The 19,959-nt window shown below is 70.6% G+C and carries 17 protein-coding genes and 1 pseudogene; 12 read left to right on the top strand and 6 right to left on the bottom strand.

Annotated features, from left to right (window positions below; translation table 11 throughout):
• Nucleotides 1-84: 84 nt before the first annotated feature.
• A complete protein-coding gene (locus tag MMF94_RS01435) occupies nt 85-1,635 on the top strand; it encodes an ABC transporter substrate-binding protein (RefSeq protein WP_241034531.1) in 1,551 nt (516 codons plus the stop codon).
• Between the two features lie 34 nt (nt 1,636-1,669).
• Nucleotides 1,670-2,593 carry an SMP-30/gluconolactonase/LRE family protein gene (locus tag MMF94_RS01440; RefSeq protein ID WP_241034532.1) on the top strand — a complete coding sequence of 308 codons (924 nt, stop codon included), beginning with the start codon at nt 1,670-1,672 and terminating at the stop codon, nt 2,591-2,593.
• A 12-nt stretch (nt 2,594-2,605) separates the two neighbouring features.
• Here the strand turns inward: MMF94_RS01440 and MMF94_RS01445 are convergent.
• Together MMF94_RS01445 and MMF94_RS01450 are read right to left on the bottom strand one after the other, a co-directional pair.
• Nucleotides 2,606-3,042: pseudogene (locus MMF94_RS01445) on the bottom strand (DUF7737 domain-containing protein); the annotation flags it as partial.
• A gap of 44 nt (nt 3,043-3,086) precedes the next feature.
• The gene (locus MMF94_RS01450; protein ID WP_241034533.1) at nt 3,087-4,193 is read right to left on the bottom strand and encodes a cobalamin-independent methionine synthase II family protein; all 1,107 of its coding nucleotides are present in this window, start codon (nt 4,191-4,193) and stop codon (nt 3,087-3,089) included.
• A 200-nt stretch (nt 4,194-4,393) separates the two neighbouring features.
• Here MMF94_RS01450 and MMF94_RS01455 point away from each other — a divergent pair, with 200 nt between their 5' ends.
• Together MMF94_RS01455 and MMF94_RS01460 are read left to right on the top strand one after the other, a co-directional pair.
• A complete protein-coding gene (locus MMF94_RS01455) occupies nt 4,394-4,999 on the top strand; it encodes a hypothetical protein (RefSeq protein WP_241034534.1) in 606 nt (201 codons plus the stop codon).
• A gap of 89 nt (nt 5,000-5,088) precedes the next feature.
• Nucleotides 5,089-6,063 (top strand): amidohydrolase family protein, encoded by a 975-nt coding sequence (locus MMF94_RS01460; RefSeq protein WP_241034535.1) that lies wholly within the window; start codon nt 5,089-5,091, stop codon nt 6,061-6,063.
• A gap of 27 nt (nt 6,064-6,090) precedes the next feature.
• On the opposite strand, the gene MMF94_RS01465 is transcribed toward MMF94_RS01460, so the two are convergent.
• The 3 genes from MMF94_RS01465 to MMF94_RS01475 form a co-directional block, all read right to left on the bottom strand.
• A complete protein-coding gene (locus MMF94_RS01465; RefSeq protein WP_241034536.1) occupies nt 6,091-7,710 on the bottom strand; it encodes an ABC transporter substrate-binding protein in 1,620 nt (539 codons plus the stop codon).
• 125 nt (nt 7,711-7,835) lie between these two features.
• Nucleotides 7,836-8,360 (bottom strand): VOC family protein, encoded by a 525-nt coding sequence (locus tag MMF94_RS01470; RefSeq protein ID WP_241034537.1) that lies wholly within the window; start codon nt 8,358-8,360, stop codon nt 7,836-7,838.
• A gap of 4 nt (nt 8,361-8,364) precedes the next feature.
• Nucleotides 8,365-9,732 carry a Rieske 2Fe-2S domain-containing protein gene (locus MMF94_RS01475; protein ID WP_241034538.1) on the bottom strand — a complete coding sequence of 456 codons (1,368 nt, stop codon included), beginning with the start codon at nt 9,730-9,732 and terminating at the stop codon, nt 8,365-8,367.
• A 221-nt stretch (nt 9,733-9,953) separates the two neighbouring features.
• Between MMF94_RS01475 and MMF94_RS01480 the strand changes: the two genes are divergently transcribed.
• The 7 genes from MMF94_RS01480 to MMF94_RS01510 all read left to right on the top strand — a co-directional run bounded on the left by MMF94_RS01480 (nt 9,954) and on the right by MMF94_RS01510 (nt 17,168).
• Complete coding sequence (locus tag MMF94_RS01480) at nt 9,954-11,000, top strand: LysR family transcriptional regulator (RefSeq protein ID WP_241034539.1); 1,047 nt, start codon at nt 9,954-9,956, stop codon at nt 10,998-11,000.
• A 61-nt stretch (nt 11,001-11,061) separates the two neighbouring features.
• Complete coding sequence (locus MMF94_RS01485) at nt 11,062-11,556, top strand: Rieske (2Fe-2S) protein (RefSeq protein WP_241034540.1); 495 nt, start codon at nt 11,062-11,064, stop codon at nt 11,554-11,556.
• Entirely contained in the window at nt 11,553-12,668 is a 1,116-nt protein-coding gene (locus MMF94_RS01490) for an amidohydrolase family protein (RefSeq protein WP_241034541.1), read from the top strand. Before MMF94_RS01485 ends, MMF94_RS01490 begins: the two co-directional genes overlap by 4 nt.
• Nucleotides 12,665-13,738: an amidohydrolase family protein gene (locus MMF94_RS01495; RefSeq protein WP_241034542.1), complete on the top strand. Its 1,074-nt coding sequence runs from the start codon at nt 12,665-12,667 to the stop codon at nt 13,736-13,738. The genes MMF94_RS01490 and MMF94_RS01495 overlap by 4 nt, the downstream gene beginning before the upstream one ends.
• On the top strand, nt 13,738-14,607 hold the full coding sequence (locus tag MMF94_RS01500) for an alpha/beta fold hydrolase (protein WP_241034632.1): 870 nt from the start codon (nt 13,738-13,740) through the stop codon (nt 14,605-14,607). The genes MMF94_RS01495 and MMF94_RS01500 overlap by 1 nt, the downstream gene beginning before the upstream one ends.
• Nucleotides 14,608-14,679: 72 nt before the next feature.
• Entirely contained in the window at nt 14,680-15,705 is a 1,026-nt protein-coding gene (locus MMF94_RS01505; protein ID WP_241034543.1) for a LysR family transcriptional regulator, read from the top strand.
• The gene (locus MMF94_RS01510; protein WP_241034544.1) at nt 15,702-17,168 is read left to right on the top strand and encodes an aldehyde dehydrogenase family protein; all 1,467 of its coding nucleotides are present in this window, start codon (nt 15,702-15,704) and stop codon (nt 17,166-17,168) included. The genes MMF94_RS01505 and MMF94_RS01510 overlap by 4 nt, the downstream gene beginning before the upstream one ends.
• 46 nt (nt 17,169-17,214) lie before the next feature.
• Here the strand turns inward: MMF94_RS01510 and MMF94_RS01515 are convergent, their stop codons facing one another.
• Entirely contained in the window at nt 17,215-18,519 is a 1,305-nt protein-coding gene (locus tag MMF94_RS01515) for an MFS transporter (protein WP_241034545.1), read from the bottom strand.
• 330 nt (nt 18,520-18,849) lie between these two features.
• Here MMF94_RS01515 and MMF94_RS01520 point away from each other — a divergent pair, with 330 nt between their 5' ends.
• Nucleotides 18,850-19,959, top strand: a complete 1,110-nt coding sequence (locus MMF94_RS01520; protein ID WP_241034546.1) for an NDMA-dependent alcohol dehydrogenase — start codon at nt 18,850-18,852, stop codon at nt 19,957-19,959.

Consider the following 19,959-nt stretch of genomic DNA (forward strand, 5'->3'; position numbering starts at 1 on the left):
GAACGATGCGGTTGTCCCTTCGCCGTGCACGGTCGAGCGTCATCGTCACCGCCGTGCTGCTGTGCGCTGCGCTGCTGGCCGCCTGTGGTCAGGCGCCGGGCGCCGGGCGCCGGTCCCGGCGCGCCGCTGACGGTCCGAACGCTCGACCCCTACGGCGGGGACCGGGCCACGGAGGGCTCGCCGCAGACCGGTGGCACCCTCGTCATCGGCAACGACCGGGAGATCATCAGCTTCGACCCGACGCGGCAGAACTCCAACCTCGCCGCCACGATGGTCTACGACTCGCTGTTCAAGCTGATGCCTGACGGCACGGCGCAGCCCTACCTCGCCGCGTCGATGACCAGCCCCGACGGCGGCGTGACATGGCGGATGGGCCTGCGCGACGGGGTGCGGTTCTCCGACGGCACACCGCTCGACGCGAACGCGGTGATCGTCAACACCCAGCGCCACATCGACAAGGCGGCCTCGCCCGCGCACGCGTTCGCGCTGCGGATCATGGCCATGCGCGCGATCGACCCGCTCACGGTGGAGTTCGTCCTCGACGGCCCGATGGGCGACTTTCCCGTGGTGTTCGCCCAGCCGATGTCGCAGGGCACCCTCGGCATGATCGTCTCGCCCGCCGCACTCGCGCAGTACGGCGACGACATCGCGAGCCACCCCGTCGGCGCCGGTCCGTTCATGCTGTCCAACTGGGTGCGCGACAACAAGATGGAGCTCGTCCGCAACCCGGACTACTGGCAGAAAGGCATGCCCTACCTGGACGGCGTCGAGATCCGGCCCTTGCCCGACACCGAGAGCCGCTACGCCACCATGGCCAACGGCGACGTCGACGCGATCAACGGCGGATTCAACACCGAGCTCGTGCGGGCGTTCGCCAACCCGGACCTGCGTGTCTACTTCGGACCGGGCAACGGCGGCGTCCTCAACTACTTCAACTTCGCCAGGGCGCCCTTCGACGACAAGCGGATGCGCGAGGCCGCCGTGGCCGCGATGGATCCCAACGCGCTCGGTGCCGCCTTCTTCAGCAACCAGCTGATCAGGGCCGAGAGCCTGTTCGACGAGACCAGCCCGTACCACACGCAGCAGGCCACCGACGCCTGGCCGAAGTACGACGTCGCACGCGCGAAGCAGCTGGTCGACGAGTACCGGGCGTCAGGCGGAAACCCCGACTTCGTCTACACCACCGACCGCAGCTCGGTGCCGCTCGGTGAGTTCGTGCAGGCGTCGATGGCCGCGGTGGGCGTCAAGGTCGAGGTGCGCTACTTCGACCTCGCGGAGTACGCGGGCCGCGTCCTGCAGGGCGGCGACTTCGACATGGCGAGCCAGATCGCGGCGTTCGACTACCCGTTCCCCGGCATCAGCCGCGTCTACACCACCGGTGGCTCGTCGAACTTCGGGAAGTACCAGAACCCGCAGGTGGACCAGTTGGTGCTGGACGCGAGCGCCACGCAGGACGCCGCGCGGCGTACGTCGGACTACCAGCAGCTCGAGCTGCTGCTCAACCAGGACGTCGCCGTGCAGTGGCTGAGCCGCAGCTACCTCTCGACGATCACGAAGCCGCAGGTGAAGGGGATCGACCGGTACATCACCCGCGACCTCTTCGTGGCCGGCACGTGGATCGACCGTACGCAGTGACAGCCACGACGATGGGACAGGCAAGGAGACAGGAATGACGCTCACCACGGTGGCCGAGGGACTGGAGTTCCCGGAGGGGCCGATCGCGCTCGACGACGGTTCGGTGCTGCTCGTCGAGATCAAGCGCGGCACGCTCACCCGGGTGGCCCCGGACGGCAAGACCTCGGTGGTGGCCGAGACCGGCGGCGGGCCCAACGGTGCCGCGATCGGTCCCGACGGAGCGGTCTACGTGGCCAACAACGGAGGGTTCTCCTGGACCACCCGGCGCGGCCTGACGGCGCCGGGGCCGCAGCCCGCGGAGTACATCGGCGGCCGCATCCAGCGCGTCACCCTGGACGGGGAGGTCAGCGACCTCTACACCCACGTCGACGGCCACGGCCTGCGCGGGCCCAACGACCTCGTGTTCGACGCCCACGGCGGATTCTGGTTCACCGACATGGGCAAGACCCGCACGCGCGAGACCGACCTCGGCGGGCTCTACTACGCCACCGCCGACGGGTCGCGGATCGTCGAGGTGGTCCACCCGCTCAACGCGCCCAACGGCGTGGGCCTGTCCCCGGACGGCTCGCGGGTCTACGTCGCTGAGACCATCACGGGCCGGCTCTGGTGGTGGGACATCGCCGCACCCGGGCAGGTGCGGCCGAACCCGGACTCCTGGGCGCCGCACGGCGGCACGCTGCTGCACGGGTTCCCGGGTCTGCAGTGGCTGGACTCGCTGGCGGTGGACGCCGAGGGCAACGTCTGCGTCGCCACCCTCTACTCCGGCCGCGTGAGCGTGGTCTCGCCGGAGGGTGATCTCCTGGAGACCGTGCCGGTACCGGACGACGACATCTTCGTCACCAACGTCTGCTTCGGCGGCCCGGACCTGCGCACGGCCTACATCACGTCATCGGGGCACGGGATCCTCTACTCGACCCCGTGGCCGCGGCCCGGCCTGCGCCTGAACCACACGGCGTGACCGTCCGGGGCGTCAGGGAACGAGCTGGCCGGTGATCGTCGGATCGGTGATGGCCGTGTCATCGGCCAGCAGGAACGCCTTCGACAGGTTGAGCGACAGCATGCCGCCCCCCTCCTCGAAGGGCAGGAACACCTGCTCGGCCGAGCGGTCGGGCCCGGGCACGATGCAGAGGTAAGCGTCGTTCGGCTCCATGAGGATGTTCCCCGAACCCAGATGGATCTTGTACGTACGCAGTCCGCCCCGCACCCGCAGGAACCGGTCGGCCAGCTCCACCCGGTCGGCGATCGTGAGCCGGGGCAGCAGCCGGGCCAGCGCGTCGCGCCGCGTGCGCGCGGTCTCGGTGAGTAATCCTCGTGCCCGCCGACCGCCACCTCGTCGAGCCCGATCGACGCGACGCCCACGGCGAGGTCGGCGTCGCGCAGCACCTCCGACAGAACTAGCGGCGGCAGTCCGTGCGGATCAATGCATACCAGCCGTCACGCACCGTGGTGCGTCAGTTCTTCCACACCTGATCGGCGGCCTGCACCACGAGCCCGATCTTCGCGGCCTGGACGTCCTCGGTGAGCTCGGGGTGCGCCTCGACCATCGAGGCGAATCCGCACTGGGTGGACACGGCGAGCTGTTCGAGGGGGACGAAGGCGGCCGCCTCCTGGATCCGTTCGACGATCTCGCCCACCGGCTCCACCACGGCCGTCTTCGTGGAGACGAGGCCGAGCACCACGGTCTTGCCGGCGGGCGTGGCCGCGAGCGGTTCGAACGTGCCCGACCGCTCGTCGTCGTACTCGAGCAGGAACCGGTCGAAGCCCGAGCAGCGGCGGAACAGCGCTTCGGCGACGGCGTCGTAGCCGCCTGCCGCCATCCAGCGGCCGTTGCGGTTGCCCCGGCACAGGTGGATCGCGAACGTGACCCCGGGGGCGCCGGCGACGGAGTTGATCAGGTCGAGGCCCTCGGTCAGGATGCGCTCCACCGAGATGCCCTGCTGCTCGTACCACTCCCGGGTCTCCTGCTGCACCAGGGTGGCGATCTCCGGGGCGTCGATCTGCACGTAGGTGCAGCCCAGCCGCACGAGCTCCTGCACCTCGGTGCGGATGATGTCGGCGGCCGCGGCCGCCATCGCGAACACATCGCTGTACGCGGCGGTGGAGTGCCGCGGCGACCAGCGCAGGAGCATCATCAACGGGCTGGGGAGCGTCACCTTCAGGCGGCGCCGTGCGCGGGCGCGGGCATAGCCGAACTCCTCGGTGACCGACGAGCGGCGCAGGCGCAGCGCACCGGTGACGACGAGCGGGAGGTCCTCCTCGATCGGGCCGTCGTCGGTGTACCAGACGCGCTTGACGCCCGGGACGTGCTCGAGGCCCTCGACGGACTCCGTGAGCGGGCCGGTGAAGATCCCCCGCCGCATCTCGCCGTCGGTCAGCACCCCCAGCCCACTGCCCTCCTGCAGCGCGATGGCCTGGTCGACCGCGCGGTCCTCGATCTCCTTGAACTCGGCCGCGCTGATCGTCCCGTCAGCGACGGCCCGCCGGGCGGCGACCAGGTGACGGGGGCGCAGCAGGGACCCGACGACCTCAGCACGGATGTGTTCGGTTCCGTTCGGCACGACATCAACTCCTCGGGGGATTTTCGCCGGCACCTTCGTGGTGCCGCCGCGATCGACGTTAGTCACCACGCATGGGCCGGACATCGGTCGACGCATTGAACGCGAGGCCATCCTGCGGACGTCAGCGGCCGAGCGACACCACGAGGCGCGGCGTCGACGGTTCGAGGTCACAAACCGCACGAGCATTCCGTCGTCATCGCATGCGCATCGAGAAGCTGCTCCGGCCGGCCGGCCTGATCGTGGTGGCGGCCGGCCTGGTCTTTCAGGTCGCCGAGCCCGTGCGTCCCCGGACGATCACCCTGGTCGTCGTGGTCGGGGCCGTCGCACTCGGCCTGGTGTCGCTCGCGCCGGGGCGAGGCCGCCAGCTGGTGATCGCCCGGTGGGTGATGGCGGTGCTGCTCGCGCTCGACTTCGGCGGGGCGGTCGCCGACCGGCTCGGCGTGCTCGGCGGGCCGGGGGTCGTCGGAGTGACCTGGGGCGATTGGGACCACTTCGTGGCGTCCACCGGGCAACTGCTGCCCTGGGCGCCGCGCCCACTGGTCGTCGCCGCCGCGCTGGGCGCCACCGTGGTGGAGTCCGTCCTCACCGTCTGGCTGCTCTCCGGGTGGAGGCGGCGCACGGCCGGAGTGGTCGCCGCCGGGCTGCTCGCCGTCTTCCTCGTGTCGATGCTGTCGACCGTGGGGACGGCGAGGGTGGCGATGAATGCGGTGCCGCTGCTTGTCGGAGGAGCTCTGCTGCTGGCCGCGCAGCAGCCGCTCCACCGGACTTCGCGATCGTCGCGATCGATCTCCTTGAACGCGGGCTGACGCGGTCAATGCGCGGCATCATTCATATGAAGACCATGTCTGGGAGGAGAGATCGCCGTCCACGGCGAACAGGTGAGAAGGAGGAGTCGATGCGACGCGTCGCGCTTGAAGAGGCCTGCTGGTTCAACCAGCTGACCACGCCGTGGCGCTTCACGACCCGGCCATTGTCGCGGCCGAAGATCCTGGACCGATACGTGTCCAGATTGGCGGATTTCACCGAGTTTCGGCTGCCGGAGATGGATCTGAACGGCATCGATGTGCAGGTGCTGTCACTGGGCGCGCCCGGGTTGCAGACCCAGCCCGATACGGACGTCGCCGTCCGGGACGCGCGCCTGGCCAACGATCTGCTGGCCGAGACCGTCGGGAGGCATCCCACCAGATTCGCCGGTCTGGCCGCGGTGGCGTTGCAAGACCCCGACGTCGCCGCCGCGGAACTCCGCCGGGCAGTGCACGAGCTCGGGCTGTGCGGAGTGCTGGTCAACGACCACACGCTGGGGCACTACCTGGACGAGGAACGGTACGGGGGATTCTGGGCCGCGCTGGAGGAGCTCGATGTGCCGCTCTACCTCCATCCGGGGGTCGAACCGGAGTGGTCGATGCTCGACGGGTACCCGGAGCTGAACGGCGCCACCTTCAGCTGGGCGGCCTCGACCGGCGGCCACGCGCTGCGGTTGGTCTACGGTGGCGTTTTCGACCGATTTCCCCGGGCCACGGTGATTCTCGGGCATATGGGCGAGTTTTTGCCGTACCAGCTGACGCGGTTCGACTCGCGCTACCGCTTCTTCGGCGAGAATCGCAGGCTGGAGCGCCGACCGTCGGAATACTTCGGCGAGAACATCAAGATCACCACCTCTGGGGTGTTCTCCCACGCCGCACTCATCGCGGCGATTCAGGCGATCGGTGTGGACAACGTGATGTTCTCCATCGACTACCCCTTCGAGTCGACCGAGGAGGCCGTGCGTTTCCTGGACAGCGCGCCACTGTCACCGACCGACCTGCGGCGCCTCGCCCACGGCAACGCCGACCGTCTGCTCCGGCTGCCGTGCCCGACCTCGAACGCGTAGGACCGCCGGTACCAGCGGCCGTGCCCGTCACTGCGACGGGCGGTCCAGCCACACCCTGGCGTAGAACATGTCTCGCGACGTGTACCGGTCGATGCCCTTCACCTGCGGTTTCGCGATCGTCGCCAGATAGCTGCGGCTGAGCCAGCAGGCCACGAGATCGCGGTTGACCTGCAGCTCCACCTGCTGGTACGCCTTGGTCCGCTCTGCCTCGTCGCTGGTGCTCGCGGCGGTGGCCAGCAGCTTGTCCACCTCGGGGTTGGAGTACTTCCCATAGTTGGTGTTGCCGCCGGTCTGCACCAGCCGGGAGGCGCCGGGGAAGGGCGCGTCGAACGCGCTCACCGTGGTGGTGAGGTCGAAGTCCCCGCTCTGCACCACCTGAGACGAGTACTGGGCCAGGTCGTAGAACTGCAGCTTCACCGTGATGCCGACGGCCGCCATCTGCGCCTGCAGGAACTCGCCGAACTGGGTACGCGCGGTCGTCGTCTTGAGCGTGAAGTCGGGGTTCCCGCCGCTCGCGCGGTACTCCGCGATGAGCTGCTTCGCGCGTTCCGGATCGTAGGTCGGCCACTCCTGCGACGCCGCCTCCGTGTGGTCGGGGCTGTCGGTGTCGAACAGGCTGGTGGCCGTCACGAGCTGGTTGTTGTAAAGGCTCGCGCTCAGCGCCTTCATGTCGAGCGCGCGGACCACCGCCTCACGCATGCGCCGGTCGTCGAACGGTGCGCGGGCGAAGTTGAAGTAGAGGTACTCGCCTGCGCTCCCCGGTCCGTAGTAGACGGAGAGGGCGGGATCCTCGAACGCGCGCACCAACTCCTGGTTGTAGGCCGCGAAGATCAGGTCGACGTCACCGTTCTGGATCGACGCGTAGCGCGACTCGGTGTCGGGGAGCGGGCGGAACTCGAGCTGGTCGAGGTAGGGCTGGTCGGGCTGCCAGTAGTTCGGGTTGCGCTCCAGCACGAGCCGCGAGTCCGGGATCCACTCGACGAATCGGAACGGCCCCGCACCGACGGGGTGGCGGCCGATGTCGTCGCCGTACTGCTGCAGCGCGGCGGGCGAGATGATCACGCCCAGCGTGCCGTAGGTGATCGACTGGGCGAACACCACCGGGAACGAGCCGAGCGGGCTCTTCAGCGTGAACTCGACCGTCAGCGGGTCGAGCGCCCGCATCGAGGCGATCTGCTCCGCGTACGGGTGGGCGGGGGAGGCGGTCTTGTCGATGTGGCGCTGCACGTTGACCAGCACTGCGTCGGCGTCGAGCGGTGTGCCGTCGCTGAACTTCACATCGGGACGCAGCTCCAGCCGCCAGGTCAGCCCGCCGTCCGGGCTGTCCATCGACTTCGCGAGGTAGGGCTGCGCCGTGCCGTCCGGGGTCAGCTTCATGAGGGAGTCGTAGACGGCGAACGTGGCCATGTTCGCGTTCTGGACCGTCGGGTCGAAGCTGACGATCTCCCGGTCCATGCCGAGCCGCAGGGTGCCCCCGTGCTTGGGTGCGCCCTCGCTCGCGATGTCACCGCCCCAGGCGTTGACCGACCGGATGTCGGCCCGCGTGGCCGCCGGATCGGCGGCCCCGCAGCCGGAGGCGACCACGACGATCCCGAGGATCGCCGCGATCGCGCCCACCAGACGTGCGCGACGGCGTTGCCACCGCATGATGTCCCACTCCTCGTCGAGTCGGTGTCGCTCATGGCCCGCGACCGGCGGGTACGGCAGGCGGGTGGCGGCCTGTGGTGAGGGCTTGCGCTGATCAGGGCAGTACCCGATCAGGGCAGTACCGATCAGGGCAGGACAGCAGCGGGCGAGGAGACGCCGACACCCCCTCGCGTGCCGGCCCCGTACCTCGCCTTCTCCTTCTGCAGGTCGAGTGGCACGCCGCGGCGCGTGCGCTGTTCGAACGCCGCGTCGTCGAGCAGGTCGGCCGGCACCAGCCACGCGACCTCGAACTCCAGCCCGTCGGGGTCGCGGGCGTAGATGCTCTTGGTGGTGCCGTGGTCGGTGGCACCGACGTAGGCGCCGATGCTCATCAGGCGCTGGGCGAGCTCCTCGAGCTCGGCCAGCGTGCTGATCTCCCATCCGAGGTGGTACAGGCCCACGGCGCCGCGTCCCGCCGGGTTGTCGGCCGCCTCGCCGATGGCGAACAGACCGATGTCGTGGTCGTTCGTCGAGTCCGGCGCCTGCATGAAGGCGGCCTGCCCCGGTCGCTCCATCTGCACGCTGAAGCCGAGCACGTCCCGGTAGAACGCGACACTGCGGTTGACGTCGCGCACGAACACGACGGCGTGGTTGAGCCTGTTGATCGCCATACGGTCAGTCTCCGGCAGCCGGCTGCGGGCTGCGCTCCTCGCTCGCGCGCAGCGCCTCCTCGGCCTCCTGCACCGCGGGGTCGTCGTCGGTGCCGAGGTAGCGCCAGTCCTCCCCCTCTTCGAGGATCTTGTCGGCGCCCCGGATCTTCCGGAAGTCGGCGTCCGGGCCGGAGAGCGCGAGCAGCGGCGCGTCACTGTTCTCTTCGAGCGACTTCGCGGAGCGGATGAGCTGGTTGCGCATCCGGATGATCGCCTTGTCGATCGTGCCGAGACGCTCCTGCGAGCGGTCGTAGATCGGGCCCATCGACTCGGTGACCATGAGGTCCTGGCTCACGAAGTCCTTCACCCCGCTGAAGGTGGTGGTGCGCTGCACCTCGCGGTCGATGTTGTAGTCGGCCTCGGCGAGGTAGTTGCGCGGGGTGATGCCGCCCACCCGGCGGGTGAAGGGCGTCTCGAAGGGGCCGAAGCTGAACAGCGGCGCTCCGCCGTGCCCCTGGGGGTTGGACGGGACCGTGGCCTCGAAGTTGTAGCGCCAGCAGTTGTTGTCGTCGATCGGCACGACCATCAGGTGGCGGGTGTTGTAGGGGACCGCCGCGATGATCGTGCTGTAGGGGAAGACGTACTCGGTGATCCGGACGTTGGTGTGGCCGTTAGGCGTCTCGCGCAGACCGGCGTAGCGGAAGCCGTACCAGGTCTCCTCGATCTCGAGCTGCGGCGCCCGGTCGTGCATCCAGAACTTCCAGGTCATCTTGTTCGACGGGTAGCCCGGCTTGTCGCTGCCGTCGTCCTCGATGTCGGCGGCGCCGTCCCACGAGTGCAGCCAGGAGATGTGGGCGGTGTCGACGTTGCCCTCCATCGTCTGGATCCAGTTGCAGTACGACTGCAGCTTGGTGGCGAGGTGGTTCTTCTCGGGCAGGGACTCCGTGCCGAAGTCGCGGAAGGGCGTGATGGTCTCCGCCGGGCCCATGTAGGTCCACGCGATGCCGCCGGACTCGTGCACCGGGTAGGCCCTGGCGCGCACGCGGTCCTTGAAGCTGCTGCTCGGCGGCTCGCTCGGCATGTCGACGCACGCGCCGTCGGCGTCGAACTTCCACCCGTGGTACGGGCAGCGCAGCCCGCACTCCTCGTTGCGTCCGAAGTAGAGAGACGCACCGCGGTGCGGGCAGTTCTCCTGGATCAGGCCGATCCGGCCGTTGGTGTCGCGGAACGCGACGAGGTTCTCGCCGAGCAGCCGCACCCGTACCGGGTCGCAGTCGGGCCCGGGCAGCTCGCTCGACAGCAGCGCCGGTGTCCAGTAGCGCCGCAGCACCTCGCCCATCGGGGTGCCCGGGCCGACCCGGGTGAGGATCTCGTTGTCCTGCTGGGACAGCATTGTCCGACCTCCCTGTCCGCGCCGCCGGCCTGCTCCGATTCGCAGTGCCGAGGTGTGCGGGTGCCTTGTTCCGGACCGACTTGTCACGTGGACCGACGTGAGTGCGCTGCTCGTGGGAGCACGCGCACCGAGCCACCGTGGATCGCGTCGCAGCGAGATTAACCACGGTGCTCGACGGGGCGGAAACAACGATTGTTTCTGTCCTCGCATCACCACTGCTGATGGCTGACTCGCTGCGGGGGCTGGTGATCGGCGGGCGCGTGCCCTTCGATGGGGTCGTGAAGTCCGCGACGTCGCGCCTTGCCGGTCTGGACCTCAACCTCCTCATCGTGCTGCGCGAGCTGCTGCGGGAGCGCAACGTCACGCGGGCGGCGGAGCGGGTGGGGGTGACCCAGCCGGCGGCGAGTGCCGCCCTCGCCCGGCTGCGCCGGTATTTCGACGACGACCTGCTGGTCCGCCGGGGCGGCCGCTACGAGCTCTCGGCGCTCGCCGTCCAGCTCGACGCGCAGGTCGAGTCGGTGTACGAGGGTGTCGAGCGGCTGCTCGCCACGGGTTCGCGCTTCGACGCCACCACCTCTCGGCGCGAGTTCACGATCGTGATCTCGGACTACGCGGTGGCGGTGCTCGGCAGGCCGCTCACGGCGGCGATGAGCGCGGAGTCGGAGCACGCGCGGCTGAACGTCGTGCTCGTCCGGGAGTCCCTCGCCGCGAACATCGGGCACACCATCCGTGCTGTTGATTGTGTCGTCTCGCAGCCGACCAGCCGGTTCCGGATCCCCGAGATGCGCTCGGCGCCGCTGTTCACCGACCGTTGGGTGTGCGTCGTGGCCGCGGACAACGGGCGGTTCGGGACGGAGATCGCCGACCTCGACGAGGTGAGGGACGCGACATGGGTGGTGCCCTACCACCACGACTCCGACTTCCCGTCGGTCGTGCCGGTGAGCAGGCAGCTCGCGAGGCTCGGGGTGCGGCCGCAGGTCGCCGTGCGGGTGGACAGCTTCCAGGCGGTGCCCCACCTGGTGGCATCGACCGACCACGTCGCCCTCGTGCAGGAGCGGCTCGCCCGGGACTGCGCGCGGTACCTGCCGCTGCGGATCCTGGCGTGCCCGAAGCCGCTCGAGCCGCTGGAGGTGCGCCTGTGGTGGCACGAGCGGTACGACGAGGACCTCGGGCACCGCTGGTTCCGGCGCCTCGTCATCGAGGCGGCCCGGGGCGGTAGTCCGTCCCCCGGCGCACCGATCGTCGACACAGGGCATCAACACGGTTGATGGCCTGCATGCCGTTTTTCTGTTTCCGCCCGCACGGTGCCGATGCCTAGCGTCAGGAGCCGTGAGGATCGTGGTGTCGCGCGTTGACGAGTTCCCGCCGGGCGAACGCCGGATCGTGCAGGCCGGACGGCGCTCGATCGGTGTGTTCCGGGTCGGTGACCGCTTCTATGCGATCAACAACTACTGCCCCCACCAGGGCGGCCCGCTGTGCCTGGGCCGCACGAAGCCGTGGGTCAGCTCGACCGGCCCCGGCGACTACGCGATGGCCGAGCAGGAGGCACTGGTCGCCTGCCCGTGGCACGGCTGGGAGTACGACCTCGCCACCGGCCAGTCCTTCCTCGGACCGGGGGAACCCCCCGCCCGGACGTACGAGGTGTCGGTCGAGGCGGGCGCCGACGCTGCGCCCGTAGCCGGCGGGACCGGGCCGCCGACCGGGGGGCGGCAGCCCGGTCCCTTCGTCGCCGAGACGTTCCCGGTGCACGTCGAGGACGCCTATGTCGTGGTCGACACGAGCCCGCGCGCGCCGGCGGCGGGCACACCCGGAGGTGCGCGATGACCAGCACGGCACTGCCCGCCCAGGTCGGCCGAACGGCGACCCGGGCCGGGCACACGATCGTCGACAGTGACATCCACCCGCACGCGCCCGCCCCGCAGATCCGCGCGCGGCTCGCGCAGCGGCACCAGGAGCGCTGGGACATGTTCGCCAGCCGCGTGCCCGGACCGCCCGAGATCTATCCGCGCGTCCGCAACTCCGGCTTCCGGCTCGACTCGTGGCCCGAGGGCGGCTTCCCGGGCAGCGACCTGCAGATGGTGCGCGACCAGCTGCTCGACGAGTACGAGGTGGACCACGGGATCCTGATCCCGCTCCAGGGACACAGCTGGGGTGTGGAGGAGCCCGAGTACGCGGCGGCGCTGTGCCACGCGCTGAACGACTGGCAGGCCGACGAGTGGCTCTCTCCCGAGCCGCGCCTGCGCAGCTCGATCGCGATCTCGCACGAGGCCCCCGACCTCGCCGCGGAGGAGATCCGGCTGCGCGCGAGCGACCCGCGGTTCGTCCAGGTGCTGCTGTCGACCGGCGGTGAGCACGGGTTCGGGCGCAGGCACTACTGGCCGATCTACGAAGCGGCAGCTGAGGCCGGGCTGCCGATCGCCGCGCACACCGGCGGCCTGGAGCAGCACCGCGGCGCGGGCTGGCCGTCGTTCTACCTCGAGGAACACGTGTGGAACGGCAACACGATGGCCTCGCTGATCATGAGCATGCTCTGTGAAGGGGCCTTCGAGCGGTTCCCGTCCCTGCAGGTGGCCTGCATCGAAGGCGGGATCGCCTGGGCCGGGCCGCTGATGTGGTCTCTCGACGACGCCTGGACGCAGCTGCGCGCCGACGTGCCGCACCTGCGCAGGCCGCCGTCGGAGTACATCCGCGAGCACTTCTGGTTCACCACCCAGCCCATCGAGGAACCGGACGACCCCACCCACCTGGAGATCGCGCTGGCGCACATCGGGATGAACGACCGGATCATGTTCGCGTCCGACTACCCGCACTGGGACTTCGACTCGCCGCGCCACGCCCCGCGGCTGTTCCCGCCCGCGTTGCGCCGCTCGATCATGGGCTCCAACGCCTGCCGGCTCTACGGCCTGCCCGAGCGGGAGCAGGAGGAGTCGCGATGACCGCCGCACCCGTCACGACGAGCACCGTCGACACCGATGTGCACTGCGCACCCGCCACGCTCGGCGATCTCCTGCCCTACCTCGAGCCGTACTGGCGCACGTACATCCAGGACGGTGGGGTGTTCCTCTCGCCCACCCAAGGTGGTGCGTACCCACCGAAGGCGCCCACCAGCGCCACGCCTGCCGCCCGTGCAGCCGGTGCGTTCCCGGCCACCACGGTGGACGAGCTGCGCACCGGACTGCTCGACCCCGCAGGCGTGCACACCGCGCTGCTGAACTGCACCACCTCGTTCCACTGCAACCGCAACCCGTACTACGAGGCCGCGCTCACACGGGCGATCAACGACTGGCTGGTAGCGGAGTGGCTCGACCGGGACGACCGGCTGCGGGCGAGCATGGTCGTGCCGACGCTCGACACCGAGGCCGCTGTGGCGGAGATCGAGCGGATCGGCAGCCATCCCGGAATCGTGCAGGTCCTGCTGCCCGTCCGCACGGACGTCCCGTGGGGCAACAAGCGCAACCACCCGATGCTGCAGGCGGCCGCCGCCCACGACCTGGTGGTCGGCCTGCACGCGTGGGGCCGGATCGGCAACGCGCCGACCTCGACCGGGATCACGCACACCTACCTCGAGGACTACCTCGGCAACTCCCAGATCATCGTGCAGGCGCAGGTGACGAGCCTGGTCACCGAGGGCGTCTTCGCGCGGGTGCCGCAGCTGCGCGTGGTGCTGGCCGAGTGCGGGTTCTCGTGGCTTCCGACGCTGCTGTGGCGCTTCGACAAGGACTGGAAGGGCGTCTGGCGCGAGGTGCCGTGGCTCGACGAGCGGCCCTCGGAGGTGGTGCGCCGGCACATGCGGCTGACGACGTCCCCCGCGCATCTGCCGCGCGACCCCGGCCAGGTCCGTCAGGCGCTGGACCTGCTCGACGCGGGCACGATGCTCGTGTACGCCAGTGACCACCCGCACGACCACGGCGACGGCGGCGAGCGCCTGCTCGCCGCGCTGACCGACGACGAGCGGGAGCGCGTGCTCGGGGGCAACGCGAGCGACTGGTACCGGCTCGACCGGTGATCTTCGACGGCTGGGCGAGCACCGACGTCACCACCCCGGCGGGCGCGCGCATCCGGGTGCGCACGGCCGGGAGCGGACCGCCGGTGCTGCTGCTGCACGGCTACCCGCAGACCTCGGCCATGTGGCATCGCGTCGCGCCAGGGCTCGCCGAGGACCACACGGTGGTCGCTGCTGATCTGCGCGGCTACGGCGACAGCATCGCGCCGCCCGGCGCGGCGCACGACCCCGCGGCCTTCGGCAAGCGCGCCATGGCCGCCGATCAGCTCGCGGTGATGGCCGCGCTGGGGTTCGCGCGGTTCGCCGTGGTGGGGCACGACCGTGGCGCGCGCTGCGCGTACCGCCTCGCCCTCGACCACCCGGAGGCGGTGACGGCGCTCGCCGTCCTCGACATCCTCCCGACCGCCGACGTGTTCGCGAGCGTCGATGCCGCGTTTGCTCGCTCGGCGTGGCACTGGTTCTTCCTCGCGCAGCCCGGGGACCTGCCCGAGCGTCTCATCGCGGCCGATCCGGACGCCTTCTTCCTCCGCGGCACCGACGGCGTCTTCACCGACGAGGCACGGGCCGCCTACCGCGCGGCGTACCGGCGGCCCGAGGTCGTCCATGCGATGTGCCAGGACTATCGCGCGGGCGCGACCGTCGACGTCGCGGACGACGAGGCCGATCGGGGCAGGCGGCAGGTGGCGTGCCCGACTCTCGTGCTCTGGGGGCGCCGTGGCCCGCTCGGCCGCGTGCCCGACGTGCTCGACGTGTGGCGGCGCTGGGCCCCGCAGGCGGCGGGGGAGCAGCTGGACTGCGGGCACTACCTCCCCGAGGAGCGCCCGGCCGAGACGCTCGCCGCGGTGCGCGACCTGCTGCGGTCGCCGGCCTGATAGGTCATCCGTCGCGTTGACCCGGCGCGGTTCGCCGTCGTTAATGGTGGACGTGGGCAGAGGAGCCGGGCGATGACGCGTGCACCGGTGTCCTTGGCCAACCTCGACCTCAACCTGCTGGTGTTCCTGCGTGAGCTGCTGCGCGAGCGGAACGTGACGCGGGCGGCGCAGCGGATCGGGGTCACCCAGTCCGCGGCGAGCGCCGCACTCTCCCGCCTGCGCCGCCACTTCGGTGACGAGCTGCTCGTGCGCAACCGCGGCGGTTATCTCCTCTCCCCGCTCGCGGTGCAGCTGGCCGACCAGGTCGAGCCGGTGTGCACGAGCATGGAACGGCTGTTCTCCACGAGCCCGGAGTTCCGCCCCGAGGAGTCCGACCGGGAGTTCACGCTGCTCGTGCCCGACTACGTGCTCGCTGCGTTCGGGGAGCGGCTCTCGCGCGAGCTGTATGCGGCGGCGCCGCGGGCCCGCCTGCACGTCCAGGTCGTGAAGCAGGCTCTGCCTGCCGACATCGTGGACACGTTGCGGGTGTTGGACGGGATCGTCTCGGCTCCCGGCATCGCACTGCGCGCCCCCGGCATCCGCAGCATGGAGCTCTTCCGGGACCGCTGGGTGTGTGTGGTCGCGGCCGACAACCCGGTGGCCGACGGATCCGGCGGGAGCCTCGCGCTGGCCGACCTCCAGCGCCTCCCGTGGGTCGTCCCACATCACCCCGACGGCGGTTACCCGGCGACGTTCCCGCTCGCCCCGCTGATCGCCCGGCTGAACGACCCCCCGCGCGTAGCCGTCCGCGTGGACAGCTACCAGGCCACCCCGTACTTCGTCGCGGGCACCGACCGCGTGGCCGTGATGCAACGGCGGCTCGCCGCGCTGTTCGCCGACCGGCCCGACCTGCGTGTGCTGGAGTGCCCGGGCGAACCGCCGGCGATCGTCGAGACGCTGTGGTGGCACGAGAAGCACGACGAGGACGACGCACACCGCTGGTTCCGCGAGGTCACGGCGCGCGCGGCGCGGGAGCCCGAGTCCGCCGTCCGCGCCTCCCGGCCCGACCACTTCACCCTCGAGTCGCCCAGCGCGGCGCCGGAACGGAGGAGCTCGTGACCCAGGTGATCGATCCGACCGCCCACGTGCAGACGGACCTGTACGTGGACGGCGCGACGGTGCCCGCCGAGCAGACGCTGCGCGTGGCAGACCCGGCCCAGCCCTCGACGACGGTCGGGTACGCCGCGGCCGCCACCCGCAGGCAGGCACTCGACGCCGTGGCCGCCGCGGACCGGGCCTTCCCGGCGTGGGCGGCGCGGAGCGCCGGGGAGCGCGCTGAGCTGATCCGCGGCGCGATCCGGGGCCTCGCCGAGCACCGCGGCGCCGACGCGGAGATCCTGACCAGGGAGAACGGGAAGATCCTGCAGGAGTCCACGATCGACCTGATCGTGTTCGACCACCGCGTCGAGCTGGCCGTCGCGGCCGTCGACCAGGTGGGCACGACCTCCAGGCTGTCCGGGCCGCCGTACGACACGGAGGTCGGCTACGTCCCGCTCGGTGTCGTCACGATCATCGTGCCGTTCAACTGGCCGCTGGCGATCCTCGCCGCGTCGCTCCCGCAGGCCCTGCTGGCCGGCAACACGGTCGTCGTCAAGCCGCCGCCGTCCGCGCCGCTCGCGACCACGCGGGTCGTGCAGCGGGTCGCCGCGGCGCTGCCGCCCGGCGTGCTCAACGTGGTGACGGGCGACGACGCGGAGATCGGGGCGGCGCTCGTGAGCGACGAGCGCGTCGCCAAGGTCTGCTTCACGGGCAGCCCTGCCGGTGGCAGGCGGATCATGGCGATGGCGGCGGAGACACTCACGCGGGTGGCGTTGGAGCTGGGCGGCAACGATCCGGCACTGGTGCTCGACGACGCCGTCCTGGACGACGCGGCGCTCGACCGGCTCGTCTCCGGCACGTTCGACTCGACCGGCCAGATCTGCATGGCGATCAAGCGGCTGTACGTGCACAGGTCGCGCTACGCCGAGGTCGTGGAGGGCATGTCGGCCCGGCTCGCGAACCAGGTGCTCGGCCACGGCCTCGACCCGGCCACCACGATGGGCCCGCTGCACACGGCGCGACAGCGCGACTTCGTGGCCGAACTGGTGGCGCAGGCCCGCGTGGCGGGTGCCGAGGTACGAGAGTTCGGCAGCGCCCCGGATGACCGCTTCTCCTACGGGCACTTCCTGCGCCCGAGCCTGGTGCTCGACCCGCCATCGGACGCCCGGGTGGTGACGGAGGAGCAGTTCGGTCCGACCCTGCCGATCATCCCGTTCGACACCGACGACGAGGCGATCGCCGCCGCCAACGAAACGTGGGCGGGGCTCTGCTCGTCGGTGTGGACGTCCGACCGGGACCGTGCCGCCCGGGTGGCCGCCCGCCTGCGCAGCGGCTACACGTTCGTCGACGCGCACGGGGCGCCGTGGCTCGACGAGCGGGCGCCGTTCGGCGGGCTCAAGGGCAGCGGCATGGGACGGGAGATGGGTGTGGAGGGCCTGCGCGAGTTCATGGACACCCACTCGGTGGCGTTCCCCAGCGGGTGAGGGATCCGTGGGGGCCGGCGGCGTCCGGCCCCACGGATCCTTCATCTCAGTCCTGGACCACGCCCGCCGCCGGCTCCGCACCGGCTGCGTCCTGCACCGGAACCCGGATGACCAGCGCCGCCACCAGGCTCGCCGCGCACAGCAGCGCGAGGTAGAGCGCGATCGGCACCCAGGACCCGGTGGCCGCGAGGAGCCCCACGGCCGCGAGCGGGGTGACCGCGCCACCGACCATGCCGCCGAGCTGGTAGGCGATTGACGCCCCGCTGTAGCGCACGCGGGCGTCGAAGAGCTCGGTGAACAGGCCGCCCTGCGCGCCCGCCATGATCGCCTGCACCACGCCCGCCACCATGAACGCCAGGAGCGCCGCGACCGCGCTGCCCGTGTTGACCAGCAGGAAGAGCGGGAAGGCCCATGCCACGGCCGTCGCGGCGCCGATGACGTACACGCGCTTGGCGCCCCACCGGTCGGCGCAGAGCGCCGCGACGTAGATCCCCGCGATCCACAGCACGGTGGAGAGCAGGATCAGCGTGAGGAGGGTGGTGCGGTCGAAGCCGACCACGCTCGTGCCGTAGTTCAGCATGTAGACCATCACCGTGTAGCCGACCGCGGGCGGCGCGATGGCAGCCACGCTCGCCAGCAGCACCGTGCCCGGGCGCTCCCGGAACAGCGTGGCCACGGGCAGCCTGGTGACCTGCTGCTTCTCCTGCACGTTCCGGAACTCCGGGCTCTCGGAGAGCTTGCGGCGCACCACCATCCCGACGATCAGCAGCGCGATGCTGAGCAGGAACGGGATCCGCCAGCCCCATGCGGCGAAGTCCTCGTCAGGCAGACCGGCGATGGCGAGGAAGGCCAGGTTCGACGTCAGCAGACCGATGGGGACGCCGAACTGGGCGAAGCTGCCGAACAGCGCGCGCTGTCTCGGCGAGGCGTGCTCGGTGGCGACGAGGACCGCGCCGCCCCACTCACCGCCGACGCCGAAGCCCTGCACCAGCCGCAGGAGGATCAGCAGGAGCGGGGCCGCCACACCGATCGCCGCGTAGGTGGGGAGCACGCCGATCAGGAACGTGGAGAGTCCGGTCATCATCAGGGTGAGCACCAGCATGGCCTTGCGGCCGATGCGGTCACCGAAATGGCCGATCACGGCACCGCCGAGCGGGCGGGCGATGAACCCGACGGCGAACGTGCCGAACGCCGCGAGCGTGCCGGCGAGGGGGGAGAACGACGGGAAGAAGAGCGCTCCGAACACGAGCGCCGAGGCCGTCCCGAAGATGTAGTAGTCGTACCACTCGATCGAGGTACCGACACAGCTGGCGAGCAGCAGTGATCTCCTGCTGGGGGTCGGGTTGGCCACAATGCACCTTCCGCGCGGGGGTCGAGGATGTCGGTGAGGAGTAAATAGCCCACCGGCGCAGTCGTCGTCGGACCGTTGCCTCCGTACGAATGGGACGGATGTCGCACATCCGGACTGAAGCGGGCAACGGCGGTTTCGTGAGCCGGAAGGGCAGATTACGGACGCGAGATCCCTTCCGGGACGCGAAAGCCGTATGGCCGCTGTCACATCGCGCGGCGCATCGTGAGTGTTCGCAGCGGACGCACGGTCGCGGTGCCTGCGACCACGGCGTCCACTGCGGACACCCGGCTTGCCGCATCGTGCGGCCCCGCGCAGACCCCTGGAGCCGAAATGAGCATGACGACGCGCGCCGCGATCTGCCGCGAGGCGGGCAGACCGTGGGAGATCGCGGAGCTGGAGCTGGACGAGCCACGCGCGAACGAGGTGCGGATCCGCATCGAGGTCGCCGGGCTGTGCCACTCCGACGACCACGTCCAGAAGGGCGCTGCGCGGATGCGCTTCCCGGTGGTCGGCGGCCACGAGGGAGCCGGCGTCGTCGAGGCGGTGGGTGACGGCGTCACGCGGGTCGCCGTGGGGGACCACGTGGTGTGCGCCTTCATCCCGGCGTGTGGCACCTGCCGTTACTGCTCCACCGGCCGCCAGAACCTCTGCGACGCCGGGAAGAACGCGTCCACGGGCGAGTTCGCCGACGGGACCTTCCGGTTCCACCTCGACGGCGAGGACATCGGTGGGATGTGCGTGCTCGGCACGTTCTCCCAGCACCTGGTCGTCTCCGAGTTCTCCTGCATCCCGATCCCGGACGACATCCCGTTCGACGTCGCCGCGCTGGTGGGGTGCGGCGTCCCGACCGGATGGGGATCGGCGGTGCACGCCGCGGGCGTACGGCCGGGGCAGACCGTGGTGATCTACGGCGCGGGCGGCGTCGGCAGCAACGCGGTGCAGGGCGCCCGCTATGCCGGGGCGAAGAACGTGGTGGCCGTGGACCCTGTGGCGTTCAAGCGGGACATGGCCAAGGTGTTCGGGGCCACCCACACCTTCGCCGACGCCGCCGCGGCACGCGAGTTCGTCGTCGAGACCACGTGGGGCGAGCTCGCCGACCACGCGATCATCACGGTCGGCGTGCTGCACGACGAGGTCATCGACCAGGCGATTCAGGTGGTCGGCAAGAGCGGCCAGGTGACGATCACCGCGGTCGGCAACGGATCGATCGACCACAACCCCGGCCCGTTCATCGGCTTCCAGCGGCGGGTGCAGGGCGCGATCTTCGGCGGCTGCAACCCGCTCTTCGACGTCCCCCGGCTGCTGGGGCTCTACCGGTCCGGTGACCTGAAGCTCGACGAGCTGATCACCCGCCGGTACCGGCTCGAGGAGATCAACGAGGGCTACCAGGACATGCTGGACGGCAAGAACGTCCGCGGCGTGATCCTCCTCGAGCACTGA

It is taken from the genome of Pseudonocardia alaniniphila (assembly GCF_022524485.1).
GTDB lineage: Bacteria > Actinomycetota > Actinomycetes > Mycobacteriales > Pseudonocardiaceae > Pseudonocardia > Pseudonocardia alaniniphila.